13 protein-coding genes are annotated in these 16561 nt (G+C 37.6%); 4 read left to right on the top strand and 9 right to left on the bottom strand.

Going from position 1 to position 16561, the window contains the following annotated elements; genetic code table 11:
- Positions 1-34 precede the first annotated feature (34 nt).
- From pulA to ACOZIR_RS19285, 4 genes are all read right to left on the bottom strand, one after another.
- Positions 35-2920, bottom strand: a complete 2886-nt coding sequence (gene pulA / locus ACOZIR_RS19300; protein WP_375156322.1) for a type I pullulanase — start codon at positions 2918-2920, stop codon at positions 35-37.
- A gap of 174 nt (positions 2921-3094) precedes the next feature.
- Positions 3095-4489 carry an L-cystine transporter gene (locus ACOZIR_RS19295; RefSeq protein WP_045295186.1) on the bottom strand — a complete coding sequence of 465 codons (1395 nt, stop codon included), beginning with the start codon at positions 4487-4489 and terminating at the stop codon, positions 3095-3097.
- A gap of 255 nt (positions 4490-4744) precedes the next feature.
- Entirely contained in the window at positions 4745-5113 is a 369-nt protein-coding gene (locus ACOZIR_RS19290) for a hypothetical protein (RefSeq protein ID WP_045295187.1), read from the bottom strand.
- A gap of 104 nt (positions 5114-5217) precedes the next feature.
- Positions 5218-6501, bottom strand: coding sequence for an ATP-binding protein (locus ACOZIR_RS19285; RefSeq protein ID WP_045295188.1), 1284 nt, complete (start codon positions 6499-6501; stop codon positions 5218-5220).
- Positions 6502-6827: 326 nt separating this feature from the next.
- On the opposite strand from ACOZIR_RS19285, the gene ACOZIR_RS19280 reads away from it, so the two are divergent.
- Both ACOZIR_RS19280 and ACOZIR_RS19275 read left to right on the top strand, forming a co-directional pair.
- Entirely contained in the window at positions 6828-8204 is a 1377-nt protein-coding gene (locus tag ACOZIR_RS19280) for a M28 family peptidase (RefSeq protein ID WP_045295189.1), read from the top strand.
- 163 nt (positions 8205-8367) lie between these two features.
- A complete protein-coding gene (locus ACOZIR_RS19275; protein WP_045295190.1) occupies positions 8368-9846 on the top strand; it encodes a potassium/proton antiporter in 1479 nt (492 codons plus the stop codon).
- Positions 9847-9885: 39 nt separating this feature from the next.
- On the opposite strand, the gene ACOZIR_RS19270 is transcribed toward ACOZIR_RS19275, so the two are convergent.
- Together ACOZIR_RS19270 and ACOZIR_RS19265 are read right to left on the bottom strand one after the other, a co-directional pair.
- Positions 9886-10653: a polysaccharide deacetylase family protein gene (locus ACOZIR_RS19270; protein WP_045295191.1), complete on the bottom strand. Its 768-nt coding sequence runs from the start codon at positions 10651-10653 to the stop codon at positions 9886-9888.
- On the bottom strand, positions 10654-10797 hold the full coding sequence (locus ACOZIR_RS19265; protein WP_013056734.1) for a hypothetical protein: 144 nt from the start codon (positions 10795-10797) through the stop codon (positions 10654-10656).
- A gap of 139 nt (positions 10798-10936) precedes the next feature.
- Here ACOZIR_RS19265 and ACOZIR_RS19260 point away from each other — a divergent pair, with 139 nt between their 5' ends.
- Both ACOZIR_RS19260 and ACOZIR_RS19255 read left to right on the top strand, forming a co-directional pair.
- The gene (locus ACOZIR_RS19260; RefSeq protein WP_045295193.1) at positions 10937-11446 is read left to right on the top strand and encodes a hypothetical protein; all 510 of its coding nucleotides are present in this window, start codon (positions 10937-10939) and stop codon (positions 11444-11446) included.
- A 21-nt stretch (positions 11447-11467) separates the two neighbouring features.
- The gene (locus ACOZIR_RS19255; protein ID WP_045295195.1) at positions 11468-12043 is read left to right on the top strand and encodes a hypothetical protein; all 576 of its coding nucleotides are present in this window, start codon (positions 11468-11470) and stop codon (positions 12041-12043) included.
- A gap of 45 nt (positions 12044-12088) precedes the next feature.
- Here the strand turns inward: ACOZIR_RS19255 and ACOZIR_RS19250 are convergent, their stop codons facing one another.
- The 3 genes from ACOZIR_RS19250 to ACOZIR_RS19240 form a co-directional block, all read right to left on the bottom strand.
- On the bottom strand, positions 12089-13234 hold the full coding sequence (locus ACOZIR_RS19250) for a toxic anion resistance protein (protein ID WP_045294611.1): 1146 nt from the start codon (positions 13232-13234) through the stop codon (positions 12089-12091).
- Positions 13235-13258: 24 nt separating this feature from the next.
- Positions 13259-13903 (bottom strand): 5-bromo-4-chloroindolyl phosphate hydrolysis family protein, encoded by a 645-nt coding sequence (locus ACOZIR_RS19245; RefSeq protein WP_310878684.1) that lies wholly within the window; start codon positions 13901-13903, stop codon positions 13259-13261.
- A gap of 166 nt (positions 13904-14069) precedes the next feature.
- Positions 14070-16007 (bottom strand): LTA synthase family protein, encoded by a 1938-nt coding sequence (locus ACOZIR_RS19240; RefSeq protein ID WP_421535755.1) that lies wholly within the window; start codon positions 16005-16007, stop codon positions 14070-14072.
- Positions 16008-16561: the final 554 nt, after the last annotated feature.

The raw sequence follows: 16561 nt of genomic DNA, 5'->3' as shown, positions 1-16561 counted from the left end.
GAATTTTTCTACATGTATTCTAGCTATCTAAAACTTATCTTACTAGTACAAATGTCGAAAGAGGCGAAACGTTTACGGTATTTCCTTTCACCGTACGGAGCGTTTTTGTTCCTGCCTGCTCGCCGTCAACAAGTACCCTCCACGTTCTGTTAGAAGGCAAATGAACCGTTTGAGCTTGTTTATTTGCATTATGAATCACCATTATTTCGTTTGCTTTATCTTTGTTGGCTTTAGCATTTAACGTATAGCCTACTACGTTTGCTGGTGCATCAACAAAGCGTAAATTTTGATGAATAGCCTGTGCACTCGTCATTCTAAATGACGAATATTGCTTTCGAAGCGCAATAAGTCCTTTCATGTAATTTACTTCTTGGCTGAAAGCTGCTCGGCGTTTCCAATCTAGCTGATTGACAGAATCGGGTGACTGATAGCTGTTATGGTCTCCGTCTTTTGTTCTCATAAACTCTTGACCTGCATGTATAAAGTTCATTCCTTGAGATGTTAAAATAATAGAAGAAGCAAGCTTGTGCATTTGCTTTTTCGTTTGCTCGGTGTCAGCAGGGTTCGTCAGCTGAAGTTTATCCCATAACGTATGGTTATCGTGCGCTTCTACATACGTAACAACTTGATCTGGATCTTCATACGTGGCAGTTGAACGATCATAATCAATTCCAGCTGCTATACTTTGCTGTATGAGCTTTTCTTGTCCCTGTTTTCCATTAACAAATCCGGTGTCACGATCAAAAAATACGCTGCCTTTAAGACCATCTCGCATACCGTCATTAAAGTGAGCGATGCGCTTCATATCTTGAGCGTTTTTCTGGTTAGCTTTGAGCTTAGCGTCAAGCTCGGTTCCTAGATCCCAGCCCTCTCCTAAGACGATAATGGAAGGATCAATTTCATCTAACTTCTTTCTCACTTCATTCATTGTCTTTGTATCGTGAATCCCCATTAGATCAAAACGAAACCCGTCAATATGGTACTCTTTTGCCCAATAAGCAACAGAATCTACAATAAACTTCCGGACCATCTTCCGTTCAGAAGCCGTGTCGTTTCCAACACCTGTTCCGTTGGATAGAGTTCCATCTTCTTTATAACGGAAGTAGTAGCCTGGAACTAGTTTATCAAAGCTATGCTCACTCACTGCATACACATGATTATAGACAACGTCCATTACCATACGAAGCTGCTTGTCATGAAGCGTTTGAATCATTTGTTTAAGCTCAATAATTCTAGTATTGGGATTATATGGGTTTGTTGAATAAGAACCTTCTGGGACGTTATAATTTTTTGGATCGTACCCCCAGTTAAACTGCGGCTCATTTAATTTCGTTTCATCCACCGTGCGATAATCGTAAATAGGCAGGAATTGAACATGCGTTACACCTAAGTCTTTAATATGACTGAGTCCTGTTTTTACTCCATTTGGTCCTTTCGTATTCCACTCCGCTACGCCTAAATATTTCCCTTGATTTTTGATACCGCTCTCTTTTTGAGACGATAAATCTCGCACGTGCAGTTCATAGATAATCGCATCTTCTGGATTTTTAAATTTCGGCTTATTTGCACTCCACTTTTTTGGATTTGTCTTAGCCAAATCTACGACAACTCCGCGATCTCCATTCACCGTTGTTGCTCGTACATATGGATCAACCGCTTCGTTCCAGCTGTTTCCAATTTTCACTTTGTACGTGTAAATTAGTTCATCTTGATTTCCTTTTAACTCCGCTTTCCACGTTCCTTTTTCACTTTTATTCATAGAAATTTCTTTTATAGTTTTCGAGTTCCATGACGAATAAGTCACTAGCTTTGCTTCGCTTGCGGTTGGAGCCCACACGCGAAAATTTGTTTGTTTCTTAGAATATGTGTTTCCTAAATCATTTCCGCTATAGGCATACTTTTCATCAAATTCTTTTGTACGAACGACATTTCCATTGACTACGTCAGCTGAGCCGTAGCCTTTTTGCTTAACTCTATATGTTTTTGTAACGTCCAAAGGCTGTTTTGTTATGATTTTAACTTTAGCAGTAACAGCGTCTCCTCCATCTTTATAAGGTATCACTTTCTCAATTTGAGCTCCGTCAATTTCAATGTCTCCTAAGCTCTTAGAAGAGTCAAACGGCACGTTTGTTTCTAAGGTAATTTGATTAAATGTATCCATCGTCGCTTTCATGATTTTCCGAGTGATATCTACTCCATCTCTATCATAGTAAATCCGATTTTGCCCTTGAACAATCCATACTTCTACATTCCCATCTTTACCAATCTTGGTAATAAAACGGTTTCCTCCGTCTTTATTTTCCCAATCGCTGTCACTAGTAGAATGGCGTACAATAAAACCAATTTTGTCAAATAAATTGCCAGTTCCACTGTTAATCGTGTAAGTTGCTTTCTTTCCAAAATTCGTGTCTTCCGTAAATACGATTTGCTTGCCTTCTTTTTCATCACCTGGCCATGTCCAAATGTTCCATCCGCTGTAATCTCCGTCATATCGATGATAGTTTAAGGTAACGTTTACTTTATCAAACTTCGGTAAATCTCGGTATTCACCGTCAGGAGGAGACGTATATGTATATTCATCTCCACTTTTCACCCATACTTCTCCTTCACCGTTCTCTACTGAAACGAAGCGGTCTCCTCCATCTTTTTCCCACGACTCTGTTCGTACAATAAAGCCTACTTTGTCATAAGTACCGGGTAATTCAACTTCCGCTATTTTTCCAAATTGATCTTCCCCTGTAAACGCGTAAGGCTTCCCTTCTCCTCCTTCAGGAAAAACCCATAATCCCCATTCTTTTGTATCGTTCGAAGCAGGCTGATAGTGAATCGTTAGTTTTGTAGTATCCGCTGCAGATGCAAACGATTGCATAAACGGGCTAAAAAAAGAGCTTACCAGTAAGAGCAAAGCCATCAGTACCATTGCATATTTAGTCCAACTACGTTTCAATTAAAACCCTCCCGTAAAATAGAGTACGTACACATTTTTCACTATAACCTTTTTTGAAAGCGTTATCATAAGTATTTTTTCCTATTTTATGCTGATAAAGAAAAAAATCCATAGTTAACAATGTTAACTATGGATGCCTTATCTCTTTTACACTTCTGCTGTTTCAGGCGAGATGGTTTGATCGTTGTATACGTTTGTATCTAGCTCTTTTGTCAGTTTACTAGTTACGACTCCGGCTGTCATGCTTCCACTTACATTAAGTGCCGTACGTCCCATATCAATCAATGGTTCTACTGAAATTAATAACCCGGCTAGCGCTACGGGCAAATTCATAGAAGATAATACAAGTAAAGCCGCAAATGTCGCTCCTCCGCCAACCCCTGCTACGCCAAACGAACTAATTGCTACAATGGCAATCAACGTGAAAATAAATGAAGGTGTTAAAGGATCAATACCTACCGTTGGCGCAATCATAACGGCTAACATAGCTGGATATATTCCAGCACATCCGTTTTGACCAATTGTAAGACCAAATGAACCTGCAAAATTCGCAATTCCTTCTGGAACCCCTAACTGTCTTGTTTGTGTGTTAACATTCAAAGGCAATGCTCCAGCACTTGTACGGGAAGTAAAGGCAAACGCCAATACAGGAAATACTTTCTTAACATATGTGACCGGATTTACACCGATAATTGTTAGAATAACTAAGTGAACAATAAACATAGCTGCCAATGCGACATATGATGCTACAACAAATTTTCCAAGTTTAACAATTGCATCAATATCACTCGTTGCTACTGTTTTGGTCATAATTGCAAGTACCCCATAAGGAGTTAAACGAAGAATTAGCGTCACTACACGCATTACAATTGCATAAAGCGTATCAATAATTTTTGAAAATAACGCTGCTTCCTCAGCCTTTTTACGCTTCACGCCTAAATACGCAATTCCAACAAATGCCGCAAAGATGACAACGCCAATCGTGGAAGTTGAACGTGCGCCTGTTAAATCAAGAAACGGGTTAGCAGGTAATAATTCTACTACTTGCTGCGGGATTGTTTTTGCTTCTAAACTAGATAAATTGTTTTCTAAGTCCTCTCCACGCTGAAGTTCCGCTTCCCCTTTTGTGATTTGGACAGATTCTAAATTAAAGCTCGTTGTTGTAAAAATACCAATTGTAGCTGCTATCGCTGTTGTGACAAGCAAAATCCCAATAATTAAACTACTAATCTTTCCAATATTGCTCGTCAATTTTAAGCGAGTGAATGCCGCTACAATCGATACAAATACAAGCGGCATGACAATCATTTGAAGAAACTTCACATATCCGCTTCCTACAATGCTAAACCAATCAGCGGTCGTTATCGTTACTTCATGAGTCGGCCCATACACCCACTGAAGAGCAAAGCCAAAAATAATCCCCAGTCCAAGCGCTGTAAACACACGCTTTGAGAATGATACATGTTTTTTCTGCATCATAAACAGCCCCGCAAGCAATGCCAGCATAATAAGGATGTTTAGAATGACTAATAAGTTATTCATAGATGTTCCCCCTGTAATTTTTTCCATAAATTATGTCTCTATTACTTATAATACAACAATACCAATAAGTCAACTGGGTTTTAGGTTTTTTCCTAAAGAAAGTTTTTTTGAATAATTTTGACAAAACAAAAAAGCTAAGGATTTTCCTTAGCTTTCTATTTTACGCTTGTATGTACTTCAGTGGTCTTTTGCTCCGTTACCAGAGATGGTCTTTCTTTCATCACACCAAATGTACTACTATTCATATATATAGGATTACATTTCATATAATTCATTTAGCCATTTTACAAACAAATGTCTAGGTAATTCTAGTTCGTGAAGCTCGACATATTGAATATCAGATAGCGTCGTTCCTCTAGCCATATAAAAGTACCACTGCCAGCCAATATCTTTAGCAATGGCATAGGATTTAGCTAGATCTTGCCTATTATCTCCCTGCTGCATATCATTCATCCACTGCGTTTCATCCGCTTCATACTCATAATAATGGAGAGTATATTTATCACACCAATACGTAAGGTCTTGATGGGAAAAAGGATTTTCTCCGTCACATACTTGAAGCAATAGCATTCTTAAATTTTCCGGTGTATACGGTAATATAATTTTTTGATCTGCACGTCTCATTTTGCTACCTTCCTGACATGTTCGTTTCTTTTATTACATCATGTACGGCTGCGTTTAGCAATAAGAAATGGATGACGTTTTCATTACTTTTCGTTTACAACATTTCATTTGCTTGCAAAAGCCGCCGTATCTTCCACATACAGAGGCAGTCGGATTTTCACAATCGTCCCTCTTTTCTGTTCACTCTCAATCTGCAGAGTACCCTGATGATCATGAATAATTTTAGAGCTGATTGTTAATCCAAGCCCCATTCCTTTTTCTTTTAAAGTAAAAAACGGTTCTCCTATATGTTCTAGACGGTCTTTAGAAATTCCTACTCCTTCATCTCTAACTTCTATAAAAACATAGTCATCCTGCGCTGTTTTGATCGTAATGTAGATATTTCCAGGCTTATCCATGGCTTCAATTGCGTTTTTAAAAACATTCAGTAATACTTGGATAAGGTGATTTTTATTTCCATATACGCTCGCGTTATTTGTTTGTTCATCGTATAAGAAGTCAATATTTTTCAATAAAGCTTCATGGGAAGTTAAACTCATTACATACTTAACCGCTTCTGTAAGAGAAAACACGCGAAAATGTTCACTTTCAGGTTTTGACAAAAGGAGCATTTCACTGACAATACCATTAATTCGTTCCAGCTCATCAAGCATGATGTTAGCATACCCTACCGCGGATCGGTCTGTTTCTTTCATGAGCTGAACAAACCCTTTAATACTCGTAAGCGGATTTCTAATTTCATGGGCAATTCCAGCAGCTAATTCGCCTACTACAGAAAGCTTTTCCTTTTTTATCAGAAGCGCTTCTGCAAGCTTTTGCTGAGTGATATCTCGTCCAATCGTGATAAGAGCTTTTCTTGAGCCATCATCGAAAAACACAGGTACTTTAATAACATCAAATGTTTTGACCTCGCCGTTTGGTACTTCAAATGCTTCTTCCATGCGTACCTTTTCCTTTTTTCTCCAAGCTTCTTCATCTGATGAAATACAGTGTAAGAAAGCGGCTTGAAAGAAAGGCACAAGCTCCCCAAGTTCTGCATCAGTTTTCCCCCTGTAATTAATACCCTTTAAATGATAAAGTTCTCTTCCAAAATCATTCACCGCCACCCATTTGCCAGCTCCATCTTTAAAACAAATAAAATCTGGCATTGAGTTTATTAATGTTGCAAGCTGATACTGTTCATCAGACACCTGTGTATGAACGGAACGCTTATGAAGTAAGTAAAACGTGCCAGCCGTTACGCCTACGAGTAAACTATCTTTTATCAAACTGCTAAGAGCATATGCTCCTTTAAAATATGCCATTGTTTGAAAGACGATGTACACCCCTACAAGCAGAAGACCCGCTACCGCCGCTGCTTTTCGTACACCCTCCCTATTTTTTATCAATATTTCCCACCAGCCTTTGTTTTTTACGTTAACACTCTCTATGTCTTATCAATTAAGTTCTGAACATTCTTCTTACTTTTAAACTAGTTTACCTTATTTTTTTATTCTTATCTAATACCTTTTTTCATTACTTTTGACACAGTTTCTTTTATCCCCCTTTATTTGTTTCCGCATTTTCATTTTATTTGAATTATTTTCTCTATCAAAATAGGAATTTAGATACGGAATAAACTGGAACATTTAGGTAATAATGCTCTTTTTTGTATTTTCTTAATATTGTAAATTCGAATAGCACCAACCACATCGATAAATTTAGGGGGATTTTAATGAAAAAAACCGTGATTTCTTTGGCTGTAGCAACCAGTTTGACTTTATCTTTTACAAGTGTACAAGCTTCTACTTCTGCAAATGCTTCTCACAATCAAAGTTCCGAACAAAAAGTATTAAAAAAAGTCAATGCTGAGAAAATTTATCAAGACATTGCGTATCTCTCAAAAAAACCTCGTGTGGCAGGCACTGAATCTGAACGCGAAGCTGCTACATTTGTTCAAAAGCGTTTGTCTAAACTAGGCTATGAGAGCGCAGTAGAGCCTTTTACATTTACCGGTTACACACCAGCAGCTAGTTTTTCACTAAGCGTAAACGGTACCAGCTACTCTCCCACAACTTTTACTTATAGCACCAATGGAAATGTCACAGCTGAAATTGTAGATGGAGGACTGGGTACAAAAGATAATTTAGCAAACAAAGATGTGACAGGTAAAATTGTATTAGTTCAGCGAGGCACTATTACTTTTGGTGAAAAAGTATTAAATGCTGCTGAAAAAGGGGCTGCAGCAGTCATTATTTTTAATAATACAGACGGTGAGCTAAACGGAACGCTTGGCGGCGCTAATGATAACTACATTCCGTCTCTTGCTGTTACCAAAGAAGAAGGTGAAAAGATTCTTACTTCTATTCAAAAAGGCGAAAAGCCTTCAGGTACAGTAAAAATTGAAGGAGCTGTCGTAAGTGAGCGAACATCTTATAATGTAACCGCTACTAAACCTTCTACTTTTAAGAAAAAAGGAACAAATGATATTATTGTAGTAGGTGCTCATCATGATTCTGTGGCCGGAGCACCTGGGGCAAATGACGATGCTTCTGGAACAGCAACGGTGCTTGAATTAGCTCGCGTATTTAAAACTCTTCCTACTGATACAGAACTGCGATTTGTTACATTCGGAGCTGAAGAAGTAGGCTTACTAGGATCCGAGCAATATGTTAGTGAGCTATCTGAAGATGAGAAAAATCGTATTGTTGGAATGTTTAATTTAGACATGGTAGGAAGTCGAGATGCGGGGGATTTGGTGATGAATACAGCTGATGGAACACCAAATCTTGTCACAGAATTAGCTCAAGCTTCAAGTACAAGATTAAATGGATCACCTACGCCATTCCAAGCTGGCGGCCGCAGTGATCACGTTCCATTTGCAGAGGAAGGAATACCGGCTGCTCTATTTATTCATAGTCCGTCTGAACCTTGGTATCATACGCCTGAAGATACCCTTGATAAAATAAGCAAAGAAAAACTTCAAGATGTGGCTGAGATTGTTGGAACAGCTATTTACGATCGTTCCCGTCCCGATCAACAAGGTTCTTCCGTTAAAAAGAGAGCAACATTTAAAGCACCTCATCTTTATCACGAGCAAGATGTCAAATAAGAATCTATCCCTGTTATTCATACATGACAAAAAAGAGATGTTTATGCATCTCTTTTTTTGATAAGCAGATTTCTCAAAGTTTTAAATTCATTATGCTACAATTATTATGGAGGAACCTCACTTATTGTTTACATAAAAATTTTGAACAAAAGAGGTGTATTTTTTGGATTTTACGGTAGACCATTCAATTCTTTTATTATCTATTCTCCTTGTCATAGGGGTACTTACTGCTAAGTTCTCTACTCGCCTTGGCGTCCCTTCGCTTGTACTCTTTATTATTGTAGGAATGGTTGTTAGCCACTACATCTACTTTGACAATGCTCTTTTAACACAAGGATTCGGAATATTAGCGCTTATCATTATTCTTTTTGATGGAGGCGTGCAGACCAAATGGAAAGATGTCAAACGCGTCGTTCGCCCTTCCGTTTCATTAGCTACTTTCGGAGTCCTCATTACGACAGTTTTAACGGGTGTACTTGCCAAATATATTTTGGGTGTTACTTGGCTTGAAGGCTTTTTATTTGGGGCAATCGTTGGCTCTACGGATGCTGCAGCCGTGTTCTCTGTACTAGGGACACAGAACATCCGCCAAAAACTAAACTCCACGCTAGAAGCAGAATCTGGTTCCAATGACCCAATGGCCATTTTCTTAACCGTTTCTATTATTGAATTAATTCAACATCCAGACTCTCCTATTCTCTCATTAATCCTCAATTTCTTTTGGCAAATGGGAATCGGGCTGGTACTTGGTTTAGTACTTGGAAAAGCATCCGTTTGGATTATTAATCGAATTAATTTGGATTCTTCAGGGCTTTACCCTGTGCTTACATTGTCATTGGCCGCCTTAACCTACGGAATTTCCACATTTGTAGAAGCAAGCGGTCTACTTGCTGTATACGTAATGGCAGTGGTAGTAGGAAATGCAGATCTAACTTATCGTCACACAATTGTCCGCTTTAACGAAGGTTTTGCATGGATGATGCAAATTTTAATGTTTATTTTACTCGGCCTTCTTGTCTTTCCTAGTCAACTGCTAGATATCATTTGGCAGGGTATACTGTTATCTCTTTTACTTATGTTTGTCGCTCGTCCACTCGGCGTATTTCTTTCGATGATGTTTGCTAAATACTCATCCAAAGAAAAACTGTTTATTTCTTGGGCCGGTTTAAAAGGAGCTGTTCCAATTGTATTGGCTACTTATCCTATGATGGCAGGTTTGGAGAACAGCACGCTTATTTTTAACGTCGTTTTCTTTGTTGTCTTAACTTCCGCTCTTCTTCAAGGAGCAACAATCGCTCCTTTAGCCAAATTTCTAAACCTTTCTCAAGGTGAAAAAGAGACGGTTCCTCACAGTCTCGAGCTTGTTTCGATGGGCAAAACCAAAAATGAAATGATTGAGTTGAAGCTCGTGGAACATGCAGATATATCAGGAAAATCGCTTGAAGAACTTCACCTCCCTGAAGACATTTTAGTGACTGCTGTTATTCGAGATGATAAATTACTTACACCTAGAGGAAATACACAAATTTTTGCAGGTGATACATTATATATTCTTATTTCGAAGAAAAAACGAGATAAAGTAAAAGCATTTTTCCAAAAAAATACGTCTGATGGGCATGAAAGAAAAGGAAAAACCAGTTAAAAAATTGGCGAAAGCTTTTACTAGAAAAACAGCACCCGCTTATTGAACGGAGTGCTGTTTTTGCTGCTGCATCAAATAAAGAGATTTATAATTGGGGTGATGTTTTAAAAGTTCTGAGACCGTTACAAATTTATACCCCTCTTCCTTTAACTTCGGTAAAATTTGTTTTAATGCTTCAATGGTTTGGGTTCGATCTCCTCCAGTATCATGAAACAATACAATATCTCCTGACCTGGCATGGTTAAGCACTTGACTTACAATTTTACCTACGCCTGGATTTCTCCAATCAAATGTATCTTGATGCCAAGACCAAAGAATAATAGTATACTGCTGATTTTTAGCAGCTTTTACTACCTGATCGTCATAATAGCCAGTAGGTGGACGAAACAGGTAAGGTTTTATTCCTGTAATAGCTTGTATACGTTCATCCGCTTTTTCAATTTCTTGTTCAATTCTCTCTACTTCCTGGCCCCTTACTTTCAAATGGCTATATGTATGATTAGCAAGTTCATGACCTTCACGAACTTCTCTTTGAGCAAGCTTGGGAAAAGACGTTATTCGATCGCCGACTACAAAAAAAGTTGCTTTGGCACCGTACTTTTGCAATAAATTTAAAATGGTCGGCGTATATTTAGGATCTGGTCCATCATCAAATGTAAGCGCAATTAACTTCTCATCTTTCATGGGAACTTCCCACACGATATCTCCTTTTTTTTCATAATAAAATCTGCTCTTCTTTTCAGCATCCGCCTGAATACCATAGAAATTAATGGAAACAATAATGATAATTGACAAGCACCATTTCACTCAATGACCTCCTTTTTTGTCTAGGTGTGATTCATGCGTATTGTCAATAAACGCTTTAATACCAACTGCAAATAATCGTTCATCACCCAAACACACGCGCTGTTGACGGCGATTAGCTGCAGAAGTTGATTTACGGTTTTTCATAGTCTTCTCTCCATTACTAATTGATTGTGTTTTTAGCTTTACCAAAAAGTCAAAAATAAACCTACGGGTTCTAACATGGCGAAAACATTTTTATATAGTAACTACACGCTGTCTAGCGTTTTGAATAGGAGATATATACATGCGAAAATTTTATTTAGCGCTTCTGTTAATGATAAGCGGAACCATGGTTATACTGCCTTCTGTTAAAGCAATCAGTGAAAGCAATGAGAAACATCAGCAGCTCACCGTAAGCGAACAAGGATATTCTCTTTCATTGCCCGGTGAATATACGCTTCAAAAAGAAGAAGATGGAAAAGATATTCTTTTTTCAACCAAGACTCCCTATACCTGGATGCGAATTGAAGTCCTTTCCGGGAAAGAAAGTACAAGCAAATCATATCTAGATCGTTCAAAAAAATTGTTTGATGACCAGTTTGGAAAATCGTTAAAAATTTCTTCTCCATCCCTATTTATTCAACCAACTGTGTTTGCATCTACATCCGGAAGTAAAAAAGAAACGGCAAAGCTGTATGTACTAAGAGAAACAAAGGGGCACCCTGCTTTAAAAATCACGATGGTTACGGCTAGAAATTCTGATGATGAAAAAAAGTTAATTTCAATTGTTAACTCAGTCAAAACGCATGAATGAAAATAGATAAGGAAGCCAGCTATGAAAAAAAAGATATTTCTTGTTTGTTTTATATGTTTGATGAGTGGCTGCTCAACTGCTTTTCGTGAAGAGCTTATCAACACACAAGAAGAAATTCCAAAAGAACGCTTGCCACAGCAAAACTTCACCTACCCTTACAAGGGAAGCAGCAGAACAGATGTGGGTTATCTTAAAAGAAGCAGTAATCAAAATTATACGCTTTACGTATTGGAAGGATACGAGTTTACAGAAGAAGAACCCCGAAAAGATGTCATTTACAATAAAAAAAATGATGCTTTGTGGATGCGGATTGAAGTGTTTCCCTCAAATAAAAGTGCAGAGGAGCTTAAGAAAGAAACAAAAGGAATCTTAAGAGCAGGCTTTTCGGAAGTGGCTTCTCTTGACACGCACATCATTCACCATAGCTTAGAGATAGAAGCTGCGTACAAAGCGTCCGATGATAAAAGTAATGCATACGGCTTTCTTGTTCGAAAGCAAAATCAACACCCTACTTTCCGATTAACGATCTTTGCTCCTAAATCCGAAAGGGATTTAACTCCGTTTTTAGAAATGGCGAGAACACTTCAAAACGCATAGATAGATCTAAAAAAAGTCGGTTTACAAAGTGTAAACCGACTTTTTTTATTTTAAATCTAATAATTTGGTTTTTAAATCTTTTTCCATTTGATACAGCTCTGATTCTGCTTCGGTACGCTTCGTACGTCCTTCTTCTTGTATCTTTAGTACTTCTTCTAACGTGGTAATCAAATCGGACTGCGTTTTTTTCAATGTTTCGATATCAACAATCCCCGCCTCGTTTTCACGAGCTACTTCAATCGTATTCTGCTTGAGCAGCTCTGAATTTTTAGTAAGCAAGTCGTTTGTTGTCTTGGATACTTGCTTTTGGGCTTCCATTGCTTTCTTTTGGCGTAATAAAGTGGTTGCGATTACTACTTGATTTTTCCAAAGTGGAATAGCTGTTAAAATAGAGCTTTGAATTTTTTCAACAAGGGTCTGATTGACTTCTTGAATTAATCGAATCTGCGGTGCACTTTGAATGGCAATTTGACGGCTCAGTTTTAAATCATGCACTCGTTTTTCCAGCCTATTAATAAACTGATTCAAATCATTGACCTCCTGAGCCATCAAGTAGTCATTTTTTTGAGAGGCTGTTTGCTGAAGCTGGGGCAGCGTTTCATTCTGCAGCGCCACTAACTTGTATTCTGCCGCTGCAATGTAGACGTTAAGCGCCTCGTAAAACTGTTTATTTTTATCATATAAGCTATCTAACATTGTAATGTCTCGATACAGCATTTGTTTTGAGCGCTCTAACTTATCTGCAATTTTATCAATTTCAACATTAATGCTTTGATATTTGGTTAATAAATTTTGAATCGGCCTAGAGACTCCTGAAAACAATCGACCGATGACTCCTTTTTTCTTTGCAGAAAAGTCATCAGGATTCACTTGGCGAATCTTACTCATCAAATCTCCTATAACGTCTCCTACTGGTCCCGTATCTTTCGTTTGAACATGCTGTAGTACAGATTGAGAAAACTGAGATAGTTCTGACTGAGCTGCTACCCCGTACTGTAAGATAGCCTGCTGATTTTTATAATCAATTTGATTTGCGATTTTCTGTGCTTTTTCCTGATATTCCGGTGTCAAATCATCGTATGTGCTTCTTTTTGCAGCGCGAGAATCCGGTTGTAACTGCGGGGTAGGCGAAGCAAAAGGATCATCAAGAAGCGCATCTAACGATTTATTTTGATCATATTCTTTCATCATAAAATCCCATCCTTTGCATTTACATTACTTTGTGCGATTGGTAGCTGTCGGTATATACGGCTGCTCTTCTTCAAATGCTTGCTTTAGCACTTTAAGCTCTACATCTAATGTCAGCTTATCTTGTGAAAGAGCATTTGTTAATAAATGCTCATACTTCCCTGATAACCCGCGCAGCATGTCTTCCGCTTCATGAAGACTTTCTTTTACTTCTATGCTTTTCGTTGGTTTTGATAATAAAAACATATACCTTTCAATGACGGTAACCGTTGATTGTAAGTAGTTCGTAAAAAAGGGCTGAACATCTTTATATCGTGCGGGCTCTTTTTCTACCATTTCAATGATGCTTTTGCCTACTTTGTATAGTTTAGAAAGTTCTGTCCACATATGAACAGACCGAATTTTAAAACGATAGCTTCCAATGGTTCTTAATTGCTTTCTTGCCTCTTTTACTTGATGACGAACGTATGCAATTTCTTCTCTATACGGATTTTGATAATGACGTCGAGCACTGCTCATAATAAAAAACAGGCTCATCACGACCACGACTCCTATACTAATGCCAAAGGATTGAATCATCGTGGTACTGAATCCAAAATAGCTGACCGGAACGGCTACTGCTCCTGTTACCCAAATGGCAAGAATCTTTTTTATGATTCGAACGACTTTCATCGCTTTCACTCCTATCTTAAATGTGACCGAACTTTTAAACGTATACATATTATACCATTGTCTTCCCGTCTCTTAAAACGATTACTGTTATAATTTATATACGGATAAATCCCTTAAAAGTTTCACAAAACAAAAAAACAGGCAGCTTTTATGGCTGCCTGTTTTTTTATTGATCTTCGCGCTTGTTGTAATCATACTTCGAGCGTTCAATTGGTTTGAACCCTTCTGGTGTATGAAAGCGGAGTAAGTCTCCGTAAACAAGTTTATCTGATAGTTCTAGCTTTTTCTTAACTAGGTCATCATACTTATCATACTGTTTCGCTTCCTTATCTGAAAGCTGCTTGCCCGTTGCGTTGTCATACACTTTCTGATCAACTTTTGTTACCTTCGGTGTAACAAAGTCACCGTTACGGAAAGGTACAACTTGCTGATGTTCTTTTGATAATAAGTCTGTACCAAAGTCAATATAGTCTTTTGTATCAAGACCTAATAAATGCATCACTGTTGGACGAACATCTACGTCTCCACCATACGTATGATTTACGCCGCCTTTAAGGCCTGGTGAAGTAATAAATAATGGTACGCGCTGCAGTTGAGCTTGTTCAAAATCATTGATGTTTTTACCCATTACTTTGCCCATTGCACGCTTATGGTTTTCAGAAATACCGTAGTGGTCACCGTACATCACAACCATCGTATTGTCTGCTAAACCAGAGGCCTGTAAGTCCTCAAAGAATTGCTTGATTGATTCATCTAAATAACGAGCCGTTTGGAAGTATTGGTCAACTGACTTATCTCCCGTATTGTGAGGTCCAATCGTTTGGTCTTCCTTATCTAGTGGATAAGGGAAGTGGTTTGATAACGTAATGAACTTCGCGCTAAATGGCTGCTTTAAGCCTTTTAGGTACGGCATTGATTCTTTAAAGAATGGTTTATCTTTTAAACCATAGTTCAGCGTATCTTCGTCTGACATATTGTAATAAGCTGAATCAAAGAATTTTTCTACACCCATTGATTTATACATTTCATCACGGTTCCAGAACGATTTTCCATTTCCGTGGAACACAGATGTTGTATAGCCTTGCTGATTTAGAATACCAGATAGCGACTGATAGGTGTTATTTGCTTTTGTTGTAAATACAGAACCTTGAGGTAAGCCGAATAATGAGTTCTCCATCATGAATTCAGCATCTGACGTTTTACCTTGCCCTGTTTGATGGAAGAAGTTATCGAAATACATTGTGTTCTGATCTTTTAATAGTGAATTTAAGAATGGCGTTACTTCTTCACCATTTAACTTATAGCCAATCATAAATGACTGAAGTGACTCTAATGAAATATAGATAACGTTTTTGCCTTTTGCTTGACCGAAATATTCTTTGTTCGGCTCAGCATACGTTGCTTTTGCATAGTTCTCTACCTCAGCCACATCACTGCTATCTGCTAGCGCCCGCTGTGCTGAAGATTTTGAGCTCTGGATAATGTCATAGATTGTATAGTTATACGTTCCTAAATATTTTACTAAATAGTTGCGGTCAAATGTTCTTGTTAATAGTTGAGGACGATCCATTTCCGCTAGTGCGATGTTGGCACTTAAGAATAAAATCCCTGATAAAAATACACCTGTCACAGTACGTCGACTAATTGTTGCTGGTAAGTCAACTTTTTTCCATAATACTAAAACTAAAAGAATAAAGAAATCTGTGAAGTATAAAATATCAGTTGGGCTAATTAAAGCCATAGCACTGCCGCCTAATTGACCAAAGTTGTTTGACTGAGTCAATACAGGAACAGTAATAAAATCATTAAAGAAGCGATAGTATACTACATTTGCGTACAGGATGAATGAAAGTAAAAAATTCATTCCAAGCAGTGCTCGTACTTTTCCGCGCCCTTTAAATAGTAATGCAATGGCAAAAAAGAAAATTGCCGAACCAATTGGGTTTATGAAAAGTAAGAACTTTTGCATAAAATTGTCTAGCCCTAAGTTAAATTCGATACGATAAACGGTATACGTTTTAATCCAAAACAACAAAACTGCAATTAGAAATAACGGCAGCTGTTTCGAAAAAATATTTTTACCGTTTGTCATGAGCTGTTTCATATTCCCACCTCTGTCTCTATTGAAATTTAAGCTCACTTTTATTTTTATAGTAAATGTAAAAAGAAATCTCCCTTACAAAAAATGTAAGAGAGCTAATCTGTTCTTTCACATTTTAACTCTTTAAAAAAAATTGTCAACACCGCTACGTATAATTTTCACCAAACGTGAGAAAATAACTACTTTCTTATTCCCAGCTCTATCGGCTTTCAAACACAAATGTATCCTGCGCTTTTTTCTTCTCACTATTTAATACGGACAGCTTCTCTTTAGGTTTCACTATTTTATATTTATTTTTTATTTTGTCCACTATACATATAAATTTAACACTTGCCTTAGTTTTCCTTCTACTTTACAAGAGAATGCATAAAAGCACTTGTGAATATTTGTTAGATCAACACCTTTTATTTTCTTTTCTTTCTACAGTAAACCACATATTTTGAGTTATTTCTTTCTGTAAATATGAAAAAAATGTGTCAGTTTGCATCGAAAATTTTTATTTTTTTACCTTTTTGTTTATAATATAAATTATAAATATTATTTGAAATTTCAGATCT

The organism is Priestia sp. D3YE.R1, from assembly GCF_049199565.1.
Lineage (GTDB): Bacteria > Bacillota > Bacilli > Bacillales > Bacillaceae_H > Priestia > Priestia aryabhattai.
Note: the sequence above shows the minus strand (reverse complement) of the source record. Positions and strands in the feature narration are given on the sequence as shown.

What these genes read in the sequence shown, in the direction of transcription:
- pulA (WP_375156322.1), bottom strand. Translation starts at nt 2,920, where the DNA reads ATGGTACTGATGGCTTTGCTCTTACTGGTAAGCTCTTTTTTTAGCCCG.
- ACOZIR_RS19295 (WP_045295186.1), bottom strand. Translation starts at nt 4,489, where the DNA reads ATGAATAACTTATTAGTCATTCTAAACATCCTTATTATGCTGGCATTG.
- ACOZIR_RS19290 (WP_045295187.1), bottom strand. Translation starts at nt 5,113, where the DNA reads ATGAGACGTGCAGATCAAAAAATTATATTACCGTATACACCGGAAAAT.
- ACOZIR_RS19280 (WP_045295189.1), top strand. Translation starts at nt 6,828, where the DNA reads ATGAAAAAAACCGTGATTTCTTTGGCTGTAGCAACCAGTTTGACTTTA.
- ACOZIR_RS19265 (WP_013056734.1), bottom strand. Translation starts at nt 10,797, where the DNA reads ATGAAAAACCGTAAATCAACTTCTGCAGCTAATCGCCGTCAACAGCGC.
- ACOZIR_RS19260 (WP_045295193.1), top strand. Translation starts at nt 10,937, where the DNA reads ATGCGAAAATTTTATTTAGCGCTTCTGTTAATGATAAGCGGAACCATG.
- ACOZIR_RS19255 (WP_045295195.1), top strand. Translation starts at nt 11,468, where the DNA reads ATGAAAAAAAAGATATTTCTTGTTTGTTTTATATGTTTGATGAGTGGC.
- ACOZIR_RS19250 (WP_045294611.1), bottom strand. Translation starts at nt 13,234, where the DNA reads ATGATGAAAGAATATGATCAAAATAAATCGTTAGATGCGCTTCTTGAT.
- ACOZIR_RS19245 (WP_310878684.1), bottom strand. Translation starts at nt 13,903, where the DNA reads ATGAAAGTCGTTCGAATCATAAAAAAGATTCTTGCCATTTGGGTAACA.
- ACOZIR_RS19240 (WP_421535755.1), bottom strand. Translation starts at nt 16,007, where the DNA reads ATGAAACAGCTCATGACAAACGGTAAAAATATTTTTTCGAAACAGCTG.